An 18,393-nucleotide genomic window follows, 5' to 3' on the forward strand; every position below is an offset into this window, starting at 1 on the left:
AAGAGGCCAACCCGCGGGTTGGCCTCTTTTGTGATGGGGGCAGACCGGCTGGCTACGCCGTCACTGGTCGCTCAAGTGCACGCTCAACCGAGCAGCGCATCCAGTCCGTTGGGGTCAAACAACAGCTCCGGCTCCATCAGCACCAGCAACAGCAGTTGCTCGAACTCCACCGCAAACCGCTCGACCACCCGATCCGGATCCGGTACCAGCTTCTTGTCGGTGATAAGGCCCAGTTGCACTTTGTGATCGTAAGAGAGGATGGATACGCCGACGCCGATATCCCCCGATTGCGGCACCCAAAACAGCGGCTGACGCAGTCTTGCGCCGGCCAGATAGAGGGTCTGCTGCGGGCCGGGCACGTTGGTGATCACTGCACTGGCCTTGGCCGTGAGCAGCTCGACGGCCTGCTGCTGCACCGCATTGGGGGCCATGCCAAGGGCATGTAACAGGTTGAGCACCACCACGGGTTGCAGCGAGGTGCGCAGCGCCTGCATCCGATCACGCACGGTATAGAGCCGCTGCAACGGGTGTTCAACATCCAGTGGCAAGTCCAGGGCCACCAGCCCGAAGCGGTTGCCCAGCGCCCCCTCATCGTCCGGTGCACGCATATTGACTGGCACCAGGGCGCGGATCTTGACCTTGTTGGCATCATCCCCCTTCTCCTGCAGGTAGTGGCGAAACGCCCCTGCGGTGGCAGCGATCAGCAGATCGTTGACCGAGCAGCCCAGCACCTTGCCCACCGCCTTGATATCCGGCAGATCAATTTGCTCCGACCAGGCCACCCGCTTGGTGCTGGTGGTCTTGCCACGTAGGCGGCAGGGTGAATCATCACCGAGGGTGGCGATATTGCACAGCTCGCTCGCCACATCCCGCCCGGTCTTGAGGTAATCCACCGCCTTGGTTGGATGGGTGACCACTTCGACATATTTGGACCAGAGGCTACCGGTCAGTTTGAGACCAGCCCGCACCAGACGGCTGCCCTGGTGGCAATCCTCCTCATCCTCGTCATCGCTGTCATCCAGTGGCTCCGGTGACGGTGGTCGCGGCGCCCCTTCCGGGGTGTTATCCATCATGGTCAGCATGGCCCGCACCAGCGAGAAGCCGTCGCCCATGGCGTGGTGAATGCGCACCACCAGCGCTTGTCCACCCAGCGACGTGTCGGTCAGGTGCATATCCCACAGGGGGCGCTGGTGGTTGAGCGGCGTCGAGGCGAGATCGGCCACCAGCTTCTCCAGCTCCAGCTTGCCTGCTTCACCCGGCAGGATCACTCGCTTGAGGTGCTGATCGAGATCGAAATCGGGATCATGACGCCAGTAGTAGGAGCCCCCCTCCAGCACGGCCCGCTGGTGAAAGCGGGGTTGCACCGAAATGGTGTGGCGTAATCCGGCCCGCAGACGCGCTTCATCAAGCTCTCCTTCAAACATCAGGACACCGATGATCTGCATCAGGTTGTTGGGTCTGTCCATGCGTAACCAGGCGGTATCGACGCAGGAGATAAATTCACTCAGTGGCATGGTTGTTTCCCTACAAAATGAATTTACCGAGGCGGCAAATTGCTCCTTCCCTCATATCCGGATGAAGGCTTGATGCAATCAGAATGACATTAATGAGTGCCGACTCGAAATATGAAATAAAGATGAAATATTACTTACAAAATAGAATCTAGACTTGGCCGGATAATAAATATGACAAACCATATGGCTTGCAAACTTATTTCAAACAGCCATCGTTTACAGCTGGTTTATTTAAAACCAGTGCAACGAAGAGTTTCAAACACGTTTGGGGCAAGGTAAGCGATTGTCGACATAATCGAGGATCTCTTGCTCCAGTACGCTGCGTACCGGCAACAGCATCAAGCCAAGATGTACTTCCAGTTCCAGGGTATCTTCGTCCAGGGTGAGAGTGCCATGTACCCCTGAGCCGCGAAAACGAAGCTCGGTCTCCTCTTCATCTGCCCATTCGCAATCAAGTTGATAGCTCTCGCTCATGTCCGCAGCGATGGCTTCGGCCGCGATCCGGGCGGCGGCCAATCCCAGCGGATGCTGACGGCTGATCTGGATGGTAGAGAGTGCGCTGCTGCCAGCGAGCGAGTTGAAGAACATGGTCGTTACTCTGGGTCATAAGTTAGTTATTGATATTAAACACATGTTCACAACAAATGAAAGGATGGTTCACATAAATGGGACTCACTTAACAGAGTCGAGAGGGATGCAGGCCATCAGCGGGGCATGGCATTTATTCCCTCCCTCGTGCGCGCTACACTTGTCACGGAACGGTCAGCAAAAGCTGCTTGTTTTTCATTCACTTGTATCTTCGTATCACCGAATACCCATCAATGGGCCCAAGGCCAGAGAGCTGTAGATGACGCATCAAGAACATGCCCACGACGACGATAGCACCCTGGGTCGGCTCTACCGCCAGCTCAAGCGGGTTGCAGCCTTGCGCGAGCAGATGCGTGCTCACCCGGAAGATCAGCAGGATCGGGATCGGCTACGCCAGTGGCAGGCCGACCGGTTGGGGCGGACCCATCGTGATCTGCTGGAGAGTGACCGCTACGGCCCTGCCGCCGAGTTTTTCCTGACCGATCTCTATGGCCCGGGGGATTGTGCCCGCCGCGATGCGGACGTGATGCGGGTGATGCCGACCGCCGAGCGGCTGTTGCCGGAGTCCGGCCTCAAGGTGCTGGCGCAAGCGATCGAGCTCGATGCCCTCTCCGAAGAGCTGGACTACCTGATGGTGGTGGCGCTGCGGCGCATTGATGGCATTGATCCCATCACACCGGATCATTACACCATCGCCTATCGTGCCGTAGGTGAACAGGCGCGCCGTGAACATCAGATTGCGTTGGTGAGCGAGCTTGGCATGACGCTGGACAGACTGGCGAGAAAGCCGCTGCTGGGGGCAACCCTCAAGCTGGTCTCGGGCCCGGCCCATCTGGCGGGGCTTGGCGAGCTCTTCTCCTTTGTCGAGCGTGGTTATCAGGTGTGTCATCAGATGGGGCGTGCCAACGAGTTTCTAGAAACCATCGCCAGTCGCGAGACGGTCATCATGACGGCGCTCTTTAACGGCGACAGCAGTGCGCTGGGGTGAGGCTTATCGAGGGATAAGCCGCCAGAATAACAAAGCGGGCCGATGAACCCGCTTTTCGTTTATCACTGTTTGCCGATATGTTGGCCAATGCAAGACCGGTCAGATCACCAGCAGATCCATAAAGGCGTGCACCGGTGTGCTGGCCAGCTGCTTGCCATCCTGGCAGAGGGCGAGAATATCGCGGACCCGTTTGGCCGGGAAACGAGTCGCCAGATTGCGCTGGAATTTTTCCACCAGCAGCGGGATCCCCTCCTCCCGACGGCGACGATGGCCGACCGGATACTCCACCTCCACTTTGGCGGTGTGAGTGCCGTCCTTGAAGAAGATCTGGATGGCGTTGGCGATGGAACGCTTGTCAGCCTCCAGATATTCACGGCTGTAACGCTTGTCCTCCTGCACCACCATTTTGCCGCGTAGCGTGTCGATGCGGGGATCGGCGGCGACATCGTCCTCGTAATCTTCGGCGACGAGGTGACCGAAGATGAGCGGCACTGCCACCATGTACTGCAGGCAGTGATCCCGATCGGCCGGGTTATTGAGGGCGCCGACCTTGCTGATGATGCGAATGGCCGACTCATGGGTGGTGAGTTCGATGCGATCGATCTCGTCCAGCCGCCCCTTCACCTGAGCGTGCAGCTTCATGGCGCACTCCACCGCGGTCTGGGCGTGGAACTCGGCGGGATAGGAGATCTTGAACAGCACGTTCTCCATCACATAGCTGCCGTACCCCTGATGCAGTGCGAACTGGTTGCCCTTGAACAGCACATCGTAGAAACCCCACTTGGGGGCGCTCAGTACGCCGGGATAGCCCATCTCGCCGCTCATGGTGATAAGGGCGAGGCGCACCGCGCGGGAGGTGGCATCCCCCGCCGCCCAGCTTTTGCGCGACCCCGCATTGGGGGCATGGCGGTAGGTACGCAGGCTCTGGCCATCGACCCAGGCCTGGGATACCGCATCGATTACCTGATCGCGGGTGCCCCCCAGCATGTGAGTCACCACGGCGGTGCTGGCAGCCTTGACCAGCACCACGTGATCGAGACCGACCCGGTTGAAGGAGTTCTCCAGCGCCAGCACACCCTGAATTTCGTGGGCTTTGACCATGGCCACCAGCACATCGGCCATGGTGAGCGGCGCCTTGCCCTCGGCCACGCGAGTACGGGAGAGCCAGTCGGCGGTGGCCAGAATGCCCCCCAGATTGTCGGAGGGGTGACCCCACTCGGCGGCCAGCCAGGTGTCGTTGTAATCGAGCCAGCGGATGATGGCGCCGATATCCCAAGCGGCCTTGACCGGGTCGAGGCATAGCTGGGTACCGGGCACCCGGGCGCCGTGGGGTACGAGGGTGCCGGGTACGATGGGGCCAAGGTGTTTGGTGCACTCGGGAAAGCGCAGGGCCAGCAGGCCACAGCCAAGGGTGTCCATCAGGCAGTAGCGGGCGGTGTCGAGGGCCGCCTCGCTGGTAATGGGGTGGTTGCAGACATAATCGGCAATATCGACCAGTACCTGATCGGGCTCGGGTCTGTGGTTGACGTCGACGTTGGCGGACATCGTGATTTCCTTATCGTTGTTGTAGAGAGACAAAGTGACGGGGGGCCGGGCCGACATAATCGGCGCTCGGGCGGATGATCCGGTTGTGCTCGCGCTGCTCCATCACGTGGGCGCACCAGCCGGTGACCCGCGAGCAGACGAAGATAGGCGTGAACAGCTTGGTCGGGATCCCCATGTAGTGATAAGCGCTGGCATGGAAGAAGTCTGCGTTGGGAAAGAGCTCTTTTTCTTCCCACATCACCTTCTCCGCCTCGCAGGAGACGCGATAGAGGCGATCATCACCCACCGCCTCGGCAAGCTTGGCCGACCACTCCTTGATGATGACGTTGCGCGGATCAGAAGTGCGGTAGATGGCGTGGCCAAAGCCCATGATCTTCTCCTTGGCTGCCAGCTTGACCAGCAGTTCCCGCCTTGCCTGCGTCTCGTCTTGCCAATCTTCGATCATCGCCATGGCCGCCTCGTTGGCCCCGCCATGGAGCGGGCCGCGCAGGGTACCGATGGCGGCGGTGATGCAGGAAAACATGTCGGAAAGGGTTGAGGCGCAAACCCGCGCCGCAAAGGTGGAGGCGTTGAACTCATGCTCGGCGTAGAGGATGAGAGATACATGCATCACCCGGCGCTCCAGCTCGCTCGGTGCTTTCTGGTGCAGCAGCGCGAGGAAATGGCCACCGATACACTCTTCATCGGTATCGAGGGCGATGCGAACTCCCTCGTGACTGAACTTGTACCAGTAGATCAGAATGCCCGGAAAGGCGGCCAGCAGCCGATCCGCCACTTCATGCTCATGCTCGAAACCATCTTCCGGCTCCAGATCGCCGAGCATGGAGCAGCCAGTGCGCAGCACATCCATGGGATGGGCATCGGCGGGAATGCGCTCCAGCACTTCCAGCAGCGGCTGGGGCAAGGTGCGCAAGCGATGCAGCTCGCGCTTGTAGGCGTCAAGCTGCTGCTCACCGGGCAACTCCCCCTTGAGCAGCAGATAGGCGACCTCCTCGAACTGGGCGCTGTCGGCCAGCTCCTTGATGTCATAGCCGCGATAGGTAAGACCGGTGCCACTCTTGCCCACGGTGCAGATACTGGTCTCCCCTGCGCTTTGGCCGCGCAGACCGGCCCCGCCCAACGGTTTTTGCTGTCCCATAAGCTGCCTCCTATTCCTTGGCTGAAAACAGACGATCCAGTGTCTGCTCGTAGTGGTGATATCCGAGGAAGTCGTAGAGTGACTCCCTGGTCTGCATGGTCTCCACGACGGCCCGTTGATGGCCATCTTGGCGAATATGTTGATAGACGTTGAGGGCGGCCTGATTGGCTGCGCGGTTGGCGCTTAACGGGTAGAGCACCATGTCGACCCCGTGGGCGGCCAGTTGCTCTTTGTCAAACAGCTCGGTTTTGCCGAACTCGGTCATGTTGGCGAGGATCGGCACGTTGGCCGCTTGCTTGAACTGGTCGTACTGGGCCAGCTCGGTCACCGCTTCGGCGAAGATCATGTCGGCCCCAGCGGCCACATAGGCGGCAGTGCGTTCAAGAGCAGATTCCATCCCCTCCACCGCCAGCGCATCGGTGCGCGCCATGATGACGAACTCGCCATTCTCGCGGGCATCTACTGCCGCCTTGATCCGATCACACATCTCCTCAAGCGACACCACCGCCTTGTTGGGGCGATGACCGCAGCGCTTTTGGGCCACCTGATCTTCCATATGGACAGCGGCAACCCCAGCTCGCTCGAACGCGCGAATGGTACGGGCGATATTGAATGCCCCGCCCCAGCCGGTATCGATATCGACCAGCAGCGGCACCCGGGTGGCAGCAGTGATCCGCTCGGCATCGATCAGCACATCGTTAAGGGACGTCATGCCGAGATCCGGCAAGCCGTAGGAGGCATTGGCTACTCCGGCGCCGGAGAGATAGATGGCTTGAAAACCGCTGCGCTCGGCCATCAGCGCCATATAAGCATTGATGGTGCCGACGATCTGCAGGGGATGTTCATTGGCAAGGGCGGTGCGAAAGCGCAGGCCTGCCGAGGGGGACAAACTGGACATCATGACTCCTTTCACCTGTCTAGTTTGGCTATCTAATATCACGTTTACGTTAACGTCAATTATACTTTCGTAACATTCTGGCCGCAGGCAAGACAGGAAACCGGTTTTAGGGTAAATTTCACCAATTCCTTCAACAGGTTGAATTGTATGATGGAGCCCGGTTCCGTGATTGTCTGTCCGGCGTGCGACTTGCTGATCCAGCGCAAAGCACTGCCGCTGCGTCGCCATGCCCACTGCCCGCGTTGTCACCAACATCTCTATGGCCGTTATGCCTTTCGTCCCTCCCAGTTGATGGCCCTGACCATCACCGGATTTCTGCTGCTGCCCTCCGCCTTTTTTGAACCGCTGATCTATCTGCGGCTGGCTGGGGTCAACACCGACGCCGACCTGCTGCGCGGTATTCTGGTGCTGTTTGGCGAGGGCGAATGGTGGGTGGCCAGCCTGGTGCTCTGGTGCGCCGTGTTGGCGCCGGTGGGATTATTGGCGGGGATCTTTGTGCTGGCTTCGGGTCTGGCCAAACGTTGGCACATTCTTCCCGTCACCTTGAAGCTGGTCGAGGTGTTTCGCCACTGGGCCATGCTGGAGGTCTATATCGTCAGCCTGCTGGTTGCCCTGTTCAAACTGATCGACATCGCCGATGTGCGCCTCGGTGGCGGGTTGCTCAGCCTCGGTATTCTGATGCTGCTCAACATGACCCTGTTGATCCTGTTTGACCCCGCCCCCTACTGGGCGCGGATCCCGTTAAAGGAGCCGGAACATGACCAGCGCCCGTGAGATGGGGCTCTGCCGCTGCCATACCTGCGGTTTGTTGGTGCGTTATCAAGCCGGGGCAGTCTGCCCCCGTTGCAGCAGCAAATTGCAGGTGCGCATCCCCCGCTCCCTCGCCTGGTCGTGGGGCTTGCTGGCACTCGCCACCTTCATGTTGTTGCCTGCCAATCTGTTGCCCATAACCCATTTCTACAACAAGGGGTTGCTGCAGTCAGATACCATCTTCAGCGGTATCATGATGCTCTATCGCAGCAAAATGAGCGGGATTGCCACCATAGTCCTTACCGCCAGCATACTGGTGCCAGTGGGCAAAATATTGGGACTGGGCTGGATCTGCTGGCAGTTGCAGCGAGCCAAGCCGGTGCGGCGCAAGCGCCAGCTGGTGATGTATCGGGTGATCGATTTTATTGGTCGCTGGTCAATGCTGGACTTGTTCGTGATTTCGCTGATGGTGGCACTGGTCGATCGGGGTGTGCTGCTGAGTGTTCGTGCAGGCCCGGGGGCCACCGCCTTTGCCGGTGTGGTGGTGTTGACCATGATGTCGGCCCGCATGCTCGATACCCGTTTACTGTGGGACAAGGCGGCCCGTTGATGATTTCTCTGTTTTTGTCTGATGTGCTGTTTAATCCAGCCAATAAGGAGTGACTATGATCGGGGCTGAACCCGTCATCGAAAAGCGCCGCTGGTTATCGCCGGTCTGGCTGTTACCCCTGATAGCCCTGCTGCTGGCGGGTGGCTTTCTCTATCAGCAGGTATTGAGCCGTGGCCAGCTTATCCAGATCAACTTCGCCCAGGGCAACGGCATCTTGCCGGGTAAAACCCAGGTTCGTTATCAGGGGGTGGCTATCGGTGTGGTACAAGAGCTGGAGCTGGCTGAAGATGGCCGCAAAATTGCGGTGATGGCCAAGATTGACAGCCGTGCCAGACCGCTGATCCGCAAGGGATCCGACTTCTGGCTGGTGAGCCCCAAGGCGTCGCTCACCGAGATCTCCGGCCTCGATACCCTGGTCTCCGGCAATTACATCAACCTGCAACCGGGGCGTGAAAGCAATCCGCTGGAGGAGACCTTCGATGCCCTAGAAGGTCCTCCTCCCGGTTATCAGGCTCAGGGGCGCATGCTGCACCTGACCGCTGACTCACTGGGTTCGGTGGGGATTGGCGCCAAGCTCTATTTCCGCGGTATCGAGGTGGGCAGCGTCATCAATACCCGCCTGGGTCAAGACAACCAGAACGTCATTCTGGATCTGGTGATCGAGCCGCGTTTCGAGCATCTGGTCAAAGCTGATACCCGCTTCTGGAATATCAGCGGTATCAAGGGCTCCTTCAGTCTGGCCGGGGTAAGCGTGGAGGCAGGCAGCCTCACCTCCATCCTGAGCGGCGGCATTGCCTTTGACTCGCCCAAAGATTCACCGGAGCCTGAGAAGGGACAGACCTTCGTCCTCTATAAAGGGCTGGCGGAAGCGGCGCGTGGCGAGCGTATCGACATTGCGGCTGGCGATCTTCCGGTCAAAGAGGGGATGCCCATCCTCTATGAGGGGATCGAGATTGGTCGTATCGACCCCATTCGCCTCACCGATAAAGGCCGGGTAGTCACAGCGCTGATCAACCCGGAGCAGGCCTATCGCATTACCGAAAAGAGTCAACTGGTGTGGGAGAGCGTCTCCCTCTCCGCGACCGGTGTGCAGCATGCAGATCGCCTGCTCTCCGGCCCGGCCATTCGCCTCGACTATGTGGCGGGCAAACCGGTACAGAAGATGACTCTGACCGATCGCGCCCCCCAGAGTGGCACCAAGGTGACGCTGCAGGCTGACGATCTGGCGGGGCTCAATCAGGATGCACCTGTCTGGTACAAGGGATTGCAGGTGGGCCGTATCAGCCAGCTCGCCCTGGATGCACGCGGTAATGCCAGCGTCGAGCTGGTGATGGCGCCGAACTATGGTCACCTGCTCAATCGTGCCCGCTTCTATCGCGCCGCCCCGCTGCAGATCGATGCCGATCTGAGCGGTATCAAGGTGGAAACCAGTCCGGCCAGTGCCTGGTTGGGAGGCGGGATCAAGCTGATACAAGCCAGCAGTGGCGAGCGGATTAACCGTCTCTACCCGAGTCAGGAGCTGGCACTGCTCGGCACCCGTGATGCCAAGCCTCAGCGCTGGTTGCTCAAAGCAGATCAGGCCGATGGCATTGGCATTGGCTCGCCTGTGCTCTATCTGGGGCTGGAAGCGGGCAAGGTCAAACAGCTACGCGCCGCCAAAGAGGGGGTCGAGATCGAACTCGAGATTGATGGGGTCTATGCTCCCCTCCTCGCCCAGCAACCTCAGTTCTGGAAAAAACCGGCCATCGACACCAAGGTGCGGGTCGATGGGGTGCAGGTCAAGGTGGGCAACCTCGGTACCTTGCTGCGCGGTGCTATCGAGTTCGATCGGTTGGCCAATGGCCGCAGCAGCCATCAACTGTTCGATTCCAGGGAGCAAGCCAAGGCCAAGGTGCGCCAGCTGTCACTGGTGGCAGAGAGCAATCCGGGGCTCGGGATTGGCAGCCCGATCCGCTATCGTGGGGTCGATATCGGCAAAATTGAAGAGATCGAGCTGGAGCCGTCACTGGGTCAGGTGATCTTCAAGGCGGAACTCGATGGCCACTATGCCGAGCGTTTCCTGCAGTCCGGCGCCCGCTTTACTCTGGTGCAGGCCAAGCTGGGGCTGGGCGGTGTCGCTCACCTCGATACCCTGATCAAGGGGGCGTTTGTAGAAGCACAACCCGGTAAAGGCGCTGGCAAAGATCGCTTCCCCTTGAGTCAGGTCGGCCCGGTGGGTCTGGCCCTGACCCTCAAGAGCCCCTCCGTCAATGGCCTGAGCGTCGGCAGCCCGCTGCTGTTTCGCAAAATGGTGGTGGGCAGTGTCACCAAGGTGGCGCTGGCTCGGGATGGTAGCGAGGTGGTGATCGACGTTAACGTGGATAAGGAGTATGCCCATTTGGTGCGGGCCAACTCCCGTTTCTGGAATGTCTCCGGGGTCAAGGCGGATATCGGGCTGACCGGCGGCACTATCGAAGTGGAGACGGTGCAGAGCCTGCTGGCCGGAGGCATTGCTTTCAATACGCCGGAGAAAGAGATGGGTCCAACCGTCAAAGCGGGCCACAGCTATCCGCTCTACGGCAAGGCCGAGAAAGAGTGGCTGGAGTGGAGTCCGCGTATCCAGCCCTGATCCCTTCCCTTTGTATCTCATCAAAGCCCGGCACTGTGCCGGGCTTTTTTATATTCCGGTGCCTGTTGATAGGGTTCAGATTCAGAATATTCTTAGCCTTGTGGTAGGATATCGCCCCTCTTTTTCGGTCAACGAGACGGCACAGTGCACGACAACACCTATCTTCCCGATTACTTTTTACGCCACATTGCGGCCATCATGCCGGCCCATCTCTCGATGGAAGACTTTGTGGCCAGTTGTCGACGTCCGCTGCGCCGCAGCATTCGGGTCAACACCTTGAAGATAGCCGTCTCGGATTTCGTCGCCCTGATGGAGCCACTGGGTTGGCAGCTCGACCCTGTGCCCTGGTGTGATACCGGCTTCTGGCTGACCCGCAGCGATGAAACTGTCCCACTTGGCAACACCGCCGAGCACTTGAGCGGGCTCTTCTACATTCAGGAAGCGAGCTCCATGCTGCCGGTGACGGCACTCTTTGCCAGCGACAAGATCAAAGCGGATGGCATGTTGCTGGATGCGGCGGCGGCCCCCGGCTCCAAGACCACCCAGATCGCGGCTCTGATGAACAATCAGGGAATGCTGGTTGCCAACGAGTTTTCCAGCAGCCGGTTGAAAGTGCTTAGCGCCAATATCCAGCGCTGCGGCGTGACCAATGTGGGGATGACCCATTTTGATGCCAAGGTATTTGGCCAGTGGTTGCCGGAGACCTTCGACGCCATCCTGCTCGATGCCCCCTGCTCCGGTGAAGGTACGGTGCGCAAGGATGAAGATGCACTGCGCAACTGGAGTATCGAGAGCATCGACGAGATCGCGGCGGTGCAGCAGGGGCTGCTGGAGAGTGCCTTCCATGCCTTGAAACCGGGTGGCGTACTGGTCTACTCCACCTGTACCTTGAGTGAACAGGAGAATCAGGCGGTCTGCCAATCCCTGCTGGACAAGTTTGGCGATGCCTTGAGTTTTGACTCGCTGGCAGACCTGTTCCCCCATGCAGAGCAGGCCTGTACATACGAAGGATACCTGCACGTTTGGCCCCAGATCTTCGATAGTGAAGGCTTTTTCGTCGCCAGATTACGCAAGCATCACTCGGTGCCCAACACCATGTTCAAGCCTGGCAAGCTGGGTAAATTCCCTTTTGCGCCGCTTCCTGCCAAAGAGGCGGAACCCATGTTGCGCGAGATCGAAGCCAACTTCGGGGTGGCACCGCAGGGTCAACTGTTTGGCCGCAATGACGAGATCTGGCTCTTCCCCCAGCTGTTTGATCAGGTGCAGGGCAAGCTGCGCTTCGATCGCATCGGCATCAAGTTGGCCGAAACCTTCAAGAAAGGTTATCGCCTCACTCATGAGTGGGCACTGGCCTATGGCGATAAAGCGAGCAAGGGCGTGGTTGAGCTTGATAGCGCCAATGCGCGGGAATTCATGATGGGGCGGGACGTCTGGCCAGAACAGGATGCGGGTACTGGCGAGGTGATCGTCCGCTATCAGGGACATACCCTGGGGATGGGGAAATGGGTGGGTAGTCGGGTCAAGAATGCCCTCCCCCGCGAGCTGGTGCGTGACAACAATCTGTTCAATGCGTAGTGGGCCGTTCGGTGCATAAGCACTTGAACGAGTCTGAAATACCCACACTCTGGTTGAACTTTTCTTCGGAACTTGAAAAGCCTTGAGCCTTGTCTAAGCTTAAGGCAATCCGAACACCAATTAGCGCACGGCTCTGCAAGGAGCCAATTCCCCTATGCCAGGTACAAGGAATTCGTACCTGGCTTTTTTTATCTCTTCACGTATCGCTGTTACTTCACTCTTGTGTCTATTCAACGGTCTCTTCGACCTGTGTGGCGACTCTGTTTTCAAACGGAGGTTCTCTACCCAGCTCATGTTGGTAGAGCAGATCGATCGCCTGCTCGATGAGTGATGCCTGACTGTCTTCGAGATGGATACCCAGAGCGGCCAATCGCTCGGCGTGGCGATTGCTAATCCAGCATTGCAATCGGGTATGGGTCTCCTGCTTGCGTTTTACATGTTGGCGCTGCCGCTCGGCATTGTTTTGGGGGGCAGCTTCTTGCTCTTCACGCACTGTCATTTCTTGGCTCATATGTCCTTGCGATATTACGTTTCCGAGTTTGTTATCTCTCATCACATGCCATTATCCATAGGAAGATGGCCCTTCCACCTTGGGCTGCTGGCTGCACGGCAAATATATCATCAGATCAACAAGATATCATTTAACATAAAAAACGAAGTGACGCAGTTGTGTCAAAGCAAGCCATCAAGGGCATGATCGGAGAATTTATGGGCATCATCGAAGTACTCCTTCAGGGTTCGCATATCCTTGTGGCGCGTCACCTCAATGATCTTGTTCATCGGCTTGCCGGCAGTCACCGCCGAGGTGATAAATCCGCGCCGCAGGCTATGGCCACTGACGTAAAGATCGTCAATGGTTTGGCCGGTTCGGCGCTTGATCATCAGATTGATGCCCTGGGGGCCGAGTGGTTCGGCCATCAATTGTCCCCAGCGGTTCATGCGACGAAATAGCGGACCTTCGCTGATCCGGCTTTTGCTTAGCCAGTTTTGCAGTGCCGACACAGGACAATATTGCTTGCCCGGGATCAGGGCTATCTCGGTTTCATGCAGCTGATGCTTGCTCGGTTTGAGGCGAAGGCGGATCCCCTGCCCCACAAAATCGAGATCGCTCACCTCAATTCTGGCCGCTTCCGAGCGGCGCAAGGCGCCACTGAACATCAGGAGTAGCAGGGTGTGATCACGCAAGCCCGCCAGATCATGGGTGTCGATGCCATCCAGCACCTGGGTCAATGGCTGCAACGTCAGGGCACCGGTTTTGCGCTTGCGGTTATCCCCCAACCTGACAATACCACGCATCATCTCCTTAATTTCGGGGTGTTCGGTGGGCATGGGATGAATGCCTTTCTGCTTGAAGGCATAACGGATCCCGGCAAGCCGTCTTACCAGGGTTGCCGGTTTACGAGGTTCACCGTTGCGCAGGTCCCCTTTTCCCTCCTCTTTATCCAGCCATACCCAGTCGGCCAATACGCCATCGGCCTGATCAGCGAGAAAGTTCATGATGTCGTGATGAGTGGTTTGTAGCGGATCCAACCCGTGCAATTGGCACCAGAAGACAAAAATACGGGTATCCGCCTGATAGGCATTGAGGGTGGAATCCGCTTTTGCACTGCGCAAAAAGCGGCGTGCCCGACTATTTAGCTGCGCATCGAAAACAGTCTGCAGTGACTGATGAGCCGCATTGGACAAGGTTGGATATGCCACGGAACTCTATGATTCATATTAAGTTTGAGAGGATCTTACAGGATCCTTCCCATACATCAAGTATCGATAATGAATATTATCGATACATAGAACATCTTGTTTTAATACCCTTTGACCACGCTGAATAAAGGAAACATAGGAATATCATTCGACCCAGTTTAGCAGAAACGAAAAAGTAAAATTGACAGGAAGAGATGAGAGATAACGCAGCTCGGTGTTTATATTCAGGTTGGTAATCAGCTTGATATTTGAAAATTAAAAAGCCCCGAATAACGGGGCTTGGGGATTATTTTTTCGCCAGATTGAACAGTTCAAAGAAATTCCGGCTGGTGGCTTCTGCCAATTCATTAAGCGGAATATGACGCAGATCGGCAATAAACTGCGCAACGTCTCGCACAAAGGCGGGTTCGTTCTCCCTCCCCCGATGCGGCACGGGGGCAAGATAGGGCGAGTCGGTTTCGACCAGCAATCTGTCGAGGGGAAGTGCCTTGACCACCTCTTGCAGTGCAGACGCATTTTTGAAGGTGGCGATCCCGGAGATGGAGATATAGAACCCCATCGCCATCGCTGCTTGCGCCATCTCGAGGGATTCAGTGAAGCAGTGCAGCACACCGCCGACCTGATCCGCGCCCTCTTCACGCATGATCTGCAAGGTATCTTGCTGGGCATCGCGAGTGTGGATGATCAGCGGCTTGTTCAGCGCGCGAGCAACCCGGATATGTTCGCGGAAAGAAGCTTGCTGCACTTCCTTGTTCTCGGGCGAGTAAAAGTAATCGAGACCGGTCTCACCGATGGCCACCACACGTGGATCGGCAGCTTGCTTGAGCAGCAACTCGGCATCGACACCGGGTTCCTGATTGAGCGGGTGTACCCCGCAAGAGGCAAACACCTGGGGATAGGGCGCGATCGCCTCGAGCATGGTCGGGAACTGTGCCTGAGTCACACTGACACAGAGAAAATATCCCACGTCCAGTTTCGCGGCCTTTGCCAGTACATCAGCCATGCTGGTCTGCTTGCTGCCATAGCTGAGGCGATCGAGATGACAGTGGGAATCAACGAGTAACATATAAAACCTTTCTGCTTGTCGGTACTTATAACCAGCGACTGAGCCAGTTCATCAGATGGATGGTGGGATTGGAGAGCTGACCCGGCTGACATGCCGCTTTCAGGGCAACCAGATCTTGTTCTGCCTCCAGCAGTTTTTCGCTGGAGTGCTGCTCCGCCAACCGTTGACTCAAGATGGCCAGATCAGGCATTGCCAGCTGATGGTGACCACATCCGGCCTGGGTTTTCAGGGCATCGCACAAGAAGAGCTGCAACCAGTGCAACCTGACCTGCGTCTCCTGACCAAGCTGGCTGCACAATGCCGTCGCCTTGACCGGACTTTGACTCAGGGCGACAAACTGTTCCAGCAGTTCGCGGCGAGTCCCGTCCTGTTGCTGCTCGATATAGTCGAGTACCCGCAGCGGGGCCCCCTGACAGATCCGTACCTGAGCCAGAGTGGCCTGATGACCCTGCTCGGCTAACCAGCGTACTGTTTCCCCTTCCGCAGGCAATTGACAGACATGTTTGTGACAGCGACTGAGAATGGTGGGAAGCAACCGGGAAACCTGGGAGGCAATCAGCAACAGCAAGCTGTCGCCGGCCGGCTCTTCCAGGGTTTTCAGCAGGGCATTTGCCGCCGATTCGGTCATCCGCTCCGCATCTGGAATGATCACCACCTTGCCACGGCCGAGCTGGGCAGAGCCCTGCAGCCGGGTGCAGATCTCGCGAATGGCCTCGACCCCGATGGTCTTGCTGTCGCGCGTTATGGTGCCGAGATCCGGGTGGTTGCCCTTGTCAAACAGCTGGCAAGAGTGGCACTGACCACACGGCTCTCCACGATCCGGTTGTTGGCAAAGGTGCAAACGCGCCAGCCGCTCAGCCAGTTGCTCCTTGCCAAGACCGGGATCGCCCAGCAACAACCAGGCGTGGCCGAGACGACCGGACTGGGCCGTCTGGCTCAGGGCATGCCAGTCGGGGATCAGCCAGGGATACATAGCGGCTCGTTCGACAGATAGTGATCCAATGCACGCTCGATGGCAGCTTTGACCTGTTCCGGCGTTTGCGCCGCATCGATCACCACAATGGAATCATCCTTGGCGGCCAGTTCGAGATAACGAGTTCGGGTACGCTCGAAGAAGCTCAGTTGCTCCAGTTCGATGCGATCCAGCTCGCCACGATGGCGCGCGCGCTGCAAGCCAAGGGCGGGATCGATATCGAGATAGAGGGTGAGATCCGGCTTGAAGTTGCCGAGCACCGCCTGCTTGATGGCGCCGATAAGCTGGGCATCGATACCACGGCCGCCCCCCTGATAGGCCTGGGAGGAGAGATCGTGGCGATCCCCCACCACCCAGACACCATTGGCCAGTGCGGGTTTGATGCGGGTCTCCACCAGTTGTACCCGGGAGGCGTACATCAGCAGCAGTTCCGCCTCGATGGTGAGGCGCTCGTCGTGCACCTCTTTGACGATGGCCCGCATCCGCTCGGCCAGAGGCGTACCACCCGGCTCGCGGGTGCACTCGATCCGGTTGATGCCGTGGCGCTGCAGATAGTCGGTCACATAACGCACGGCCGAGCTCTTCCCTGCCCCTTCCAATCCTTCGATCACAATAAATTTAGACATTAGGGTTTCTTCAATATGTATTCGCGAACCGCCCGATTGTGTTCATCGAGGGTCTTGGAGAAATAGTGGGCACCGCCCCCCTTGGCGACAAAGTAGAGATAATCGGTCGACTTGGGGTTAAGCGCAGCTTCGATGGAGGCCTTGCCCGGCATGGCGATAGGCGTGGGCGGCAGACCGTCGATCACATAGGTGTTGTAGGGATTCTTGTCGGTCAGATCGCTGCGGCGAATATTGCCATCGTAGCGATCTTTCACCCCGTAAATGACGGTGGGATCGGTTTGCAACTTCATGCCCAGACGCAGACGATTGACAAACACCGAGGCGATCTGCGCCCGCTCGTCCGGCTGGCCGGTCTCCTTCTCGATGATGGAGGCCATGATCAGCGCCTCATAGGGCGTTTTGTAAGGCAGGTTGGCCTGACGTTTCTCCCAGCTCTGCTGCAGGAAGGTCTCCATATCCTGATGGGCGCGGCGCAAGATCGAGAGATCGCTGGCATGGGTGGTATAGGCATAGGTTTCCGGCAGGAACCAACCCTCCAGCTTGCCATTCTCGATGCCGAGCTCCTGCGCCAGGTCGGCTTCGGATTGCTCGACGGTCAATCGCTCAAGATATGGGGCGCTGGAGAGCTGCTTCTGCCAATCCTCGAAACGGGAACCTTCGACGAAGGTGAGGCTGAAGTGAAACTCCTTGCCCGATGCGAACAGAGAGAGGGTCTCCTTGAGAGGGGCCCCTTCCTTGATTTCATAGGTGCCCGATTTGATGGCCACCAGTTCGGGATGGCTGCGCAGCCAGAGCCGCACCGCCCAGGGGCTGGCTTCCCCCTCCCCCAGTTCGGCGATGAGGCGCGCCGCATGGGCGCCCTTCTCCACCGTAAAGAGCCGGGTCGGCCCCTTGTTGGTGAGCGTTTCTACTTGTTGCCATTTGTAATGTACATAGCCCCCGGCAGCGGCTACCGTCAGTGCCGCCCCCGCGAGCAGGGTGTAAAGCCGATTAAACTTCAATGACCAAACGCTCCTGTAAACGGCGACTCAATACTGCTGGGGGATAATGGATATCCTCGATGCCATTGACCGGCACGATCCCCATCAGGGTATTGGTGAGCCACACCTCTTCCGCCTGCCATAGTGACTCCAGCGGAGCCTCTACCACACGCAACTCAATACTCATCTGTTTCAACATCGCCACTACCTGGCGGCGCATGATGCCATCGACACCACCGCGGGCGAGATCGGGCGTAAACACCGTCTTGCCCCGACGCCAAAACAGATTGGCACTGACCCCTTCAATGAGAAAACCACGACTGTTAAGCACTATCCCTTCGACTGCATTTCGGCTGACAAGTTCGCTTTTCAGCAATACCTGCTCCAGACGATTCAAGGTTTTAAGCCCGGCCAGCATGGGGGCATCGCCGATCCGCTGGCGGCACACCACCATCTCGATCCCCTCCTGTTGCCACTGGTCGTAGTGAGTGGGAAATGGCGCCAGAGTGACAATCCGGGTTGTGTGTTGACATCCGCTGCCATCATAGCCCCGCCCCCCCTTGCCGCGGGTCAGGATCACCTTGGCCACGCATTGTGGTTGCTCGGCCACCATCTCTTCAACCTCCCGGGTCAAGAGCTCCCAGTCCGGTTCAACCAATCCCAGCCGGTTGTTGGCCAGCTGCAACCGTGCCAGATGGGCAGGCCACTGCAACACGCGACCCTCCCTGACCGCCATGGTGGTAAAATGACCATCACCATAGGCCAGCCCCCGATCATGGGCCGAGATGATATCAAGCTTCATGCCATTGATAAGCAAAGGGATCCCTCTGATA

General features: G+C 58.1%; 17 protein-coding genes. 5 read left to right on the forward strand and 12 right to left on the reverse strand.

The genetic code is table 11. The features are described from left to right. Positions 1–83: 83 nt before the first annotated feature. Together AB5Y76_RS06450 and AB5Y76_RS06455 are read right to left on the reverse strand one after the other, a co-directional pair. Positions 84–1,514 (reverse strand): wax ester/triacylglycerol synthase family O-acyltransferase, encoded by a 1,431-nt coding sequence (locus AB5Y76_RS06450; protein WP_236297193.1) that lies wholly within the window; start codon positions 1,512–1,514, stop codon positions 84–86. 255 nt (positions 1,515–1,769) lie between these two features. Further along, positions 1,770–2,102: a polyhydroxyalkanoic acid system family protein gene (locus tag AB5Y76_RS06455; protein WP_100645872.1), complete on the reverse strand. Its 333-nt coding sequence runs from the start codon at positions 2,100–2,102 to the stop codon at positions 1,770–1,772. 259 nt (positions 2,103–2,361) lie between these two features. On the opposite strand from AB5Y76_RS06455, the gene AB5Y76_RS06460 reads away from it, so the two are divergent. Continuing rightward, entirely contained in the window at positions 2,362–3,090 is a 729-nt protein-coding gene (locus tag AB5Y76_RS06460) for a hypothetical protein (protein ID WP_259588572.1), read from the forward strand. 99 nt (positions 3,091–3,189) lie between these two features. Here the strand turns inward: AB5Y76_RS06460 and AB5Y76_RS06465 are convergent, their stop codons facing one another. From AB5Y76_RS06465 to prpB, 3 genes are read right to left on the reverse strand one after another with little or no spacing between them, the layout of a single operon-like run. Then, on the reverse strand, positions 3,190–4,635 hold the full coding sequence (locus tag AB5Y76_RS06465; RefSeq protein ID WP_263718541.1) for a bifunctional 2-methylcitrate dehydratase/aconitate hydratase: 1,446 nt from the start codon (positions 4,633–4,635) through the stop codon (positions 3,190–3,192). 10 nt (positions 4,636–4,645) lie between these two features. Continuing rightward, positions 4,646–5,773, reverse strand: a complete 1,128-nt coding sequence (gene prpC / locus AB5Y76_RS06470; protein ID WP_263718540.1) for a 2-methylcitrate synthase — start codon at positions 5,771–5,773, stop codon at positions 4,646–4,648. Positions 5,774–5,783: 10 nt separating this feature from the next. Next, the gene (gene prpB / locus AB5Y76_RS06475; protein WP_263718572.1) at positions 5,784–6,671 is read right to left on the reverse strand and encodes a methylisocitrate lyase; all 888 of its coding nucleotides are present in this window, start codon (positions 6,669–6,671) and stop codon (positions 5,784–5,786) included. A 147-nt stretch (positions 6,672–6,818) separates the two neighbouring features. On the opposite strand from prpB, the gene AB5Y76_RS06480 reads away from it, so the two are divergent. From AB5Y76_RS06480 to rsmF, 4 genes are all read left to right on the forward strand, one after another. Beyond that, positions 6,819–7,445: a paraquat-inducible protein A gene (locus tag AB5Y76_RS06480; protein WP_005345516.1), complete on the forward strand. Its 627-nt coding sequence runs from the start codon at positions 6,819–6,821 to the stop codon at positions 7,443–7,445. Then, complete coding sequence (locus AB5Y76_RS06485; protein WP_005333132.1) at positions 7,429–8,031, forward strand: paraquat-inducible protein A; 603 nt, start codon at positions 7,429–7,431, stop codon at positions 8,029–8,031. Before AB5Y76_RS06480 ends, AB5Y76_RS06485 begins: the two co-directional genes overlap by 17 nt. 55 nt (positions 8,032–8,086) lie before the next feature. Beyond that, positions 8,087–10,639 carry an MlaD family protein gene (locus AB5Y76_RS06490; RefSeq protein WP_263718539.1) on the forward strand — a complete coding sequence of 851 codons (2,553 nt, stop codon included), beginning with the start codon at positions 8,087–8,089 and terminating at the stop codon, positions 10,637–10,639. Between the two features lie 144 nt (positions 10,640–10,783). Then, on the forward strand, positions 10,784–12,214 hold the full coding sequence (rsmF, locus tag AB5Y76_RS06495; protein ID WP_263718538.1) for a 16S rRNA (cytosine(1407)-C(5))-methyltransferase RsmF: 1,431 nt from the start codon (positions 10,784–10,786) through the stop codon (positions 12,212–12,214). Between the two features lie 226 nt (positions 12,215–12,440). Here rsmF and AB5Y76_RS06500 read toward each other — a convergent pair whose 3' ends face one another. The 7 genes from AB5Y76_RS06500 to pabC form a co-directional block, all read right to left on the reverse strand. Beyond that, entirely contained in the window at positions 12,441–12,725 is a 285-nt protein-coding gene (locus AB5Y76_RS06500; protein ID WP_139407577.1) for a RepB family protein, read from the reverse strand. A gap of 161 nt (positions 12,726–12,886) precedes the next feature. After that, on the reverse strand, positions 12,887–13,828 hold the full coding sequence (locus tag AB5Y76_RS06505; protein ID WP_263718571.1) for a tyrosine-type recombinase/integrase: 942 nt from the start codon (positions 13,826–13,828) through the stop codon (positions 12,887–12,889). Positions 13,829–14,201: 373 nt separating this feature from the next. Continuing rightward, a complete protein-coding gene (locus tag AB5Y76_RS06510) occupies positions 14,202–14,981 on the reverse strand; it encodes a TatD family hydrolase (RefSeq protein WP_263718537.1) in 780 nt (259 codons plus the stop codon). Between the two features lie 25 nt (positions 14,982–15,006). Next, positions 15,007–15,954, reverse strand: coding sequence for a DNA polymerase III subunit delta' (gene holB / locus AB5Y76_RS06515; RefSeq protein ID WP_069526838.1), 948 nt, complete (start codon positions 15,952–15,954; stop codon positions 15,007–15,009). Next, the gene (gene tmk / locus AB5Y76_RS06520) at positions 15,939–16,580 is read right to left on the reverse strand and encodes a dTMP kinase (RefSeq protein ID WP_107682947.1); all 642 of its coding nucleotides are present in this window, start codon (positions 16,578–16,580) and stop codon (positions 15,939–15,941) included. The genes holB and tmk overlap by 16 nt, the downstream gene beginning before the upstream one ends. Then, the gene (gene mltG, locus AB5Y76_RS06525; protein ID WP_042083043.1) at positions 16,580–17,581 is read right to left on the reverse strand and encodes an endolytic transglycosylase MltG; all 1,002 of its coding nucleotides are present in this window, start codon (positions 17,579–17,581) and stop codon (positions 16,580–16,582) included. The genes tmk and mltG overlap by 1 nt, the downstream gene beginning before the upstream one ends. Then, the gene (gene pabC / locus AB5Y76_RS06530; RefSeq protein WP_263718536.1) at positions 17,571–18,377 is read right to left on the reverse strand and encodes an aminodeoxychorismate lyase; all 807 of its coding nucleotides are present in this window, start codon (positions 18,375–18,377) and stop codon (positions 17,571–17,573) included. The genes mltG and pabC overlap by 11 nt, the downstream gene beginning before the upstream one ends. Between the last annotated feature and the right edge of the window lie 16 nt (positions 18,378–18,393).

It is taken from the genome of Aeromonas sp. R1-2 (assembly GCF_040908505.1).
Lineage (GTDB): Bacteria > Pseudomonadota > Gammaproteobacteria > Enterobacterales > Aeromonadaceae > Aeromonas > Aeromonas veronii.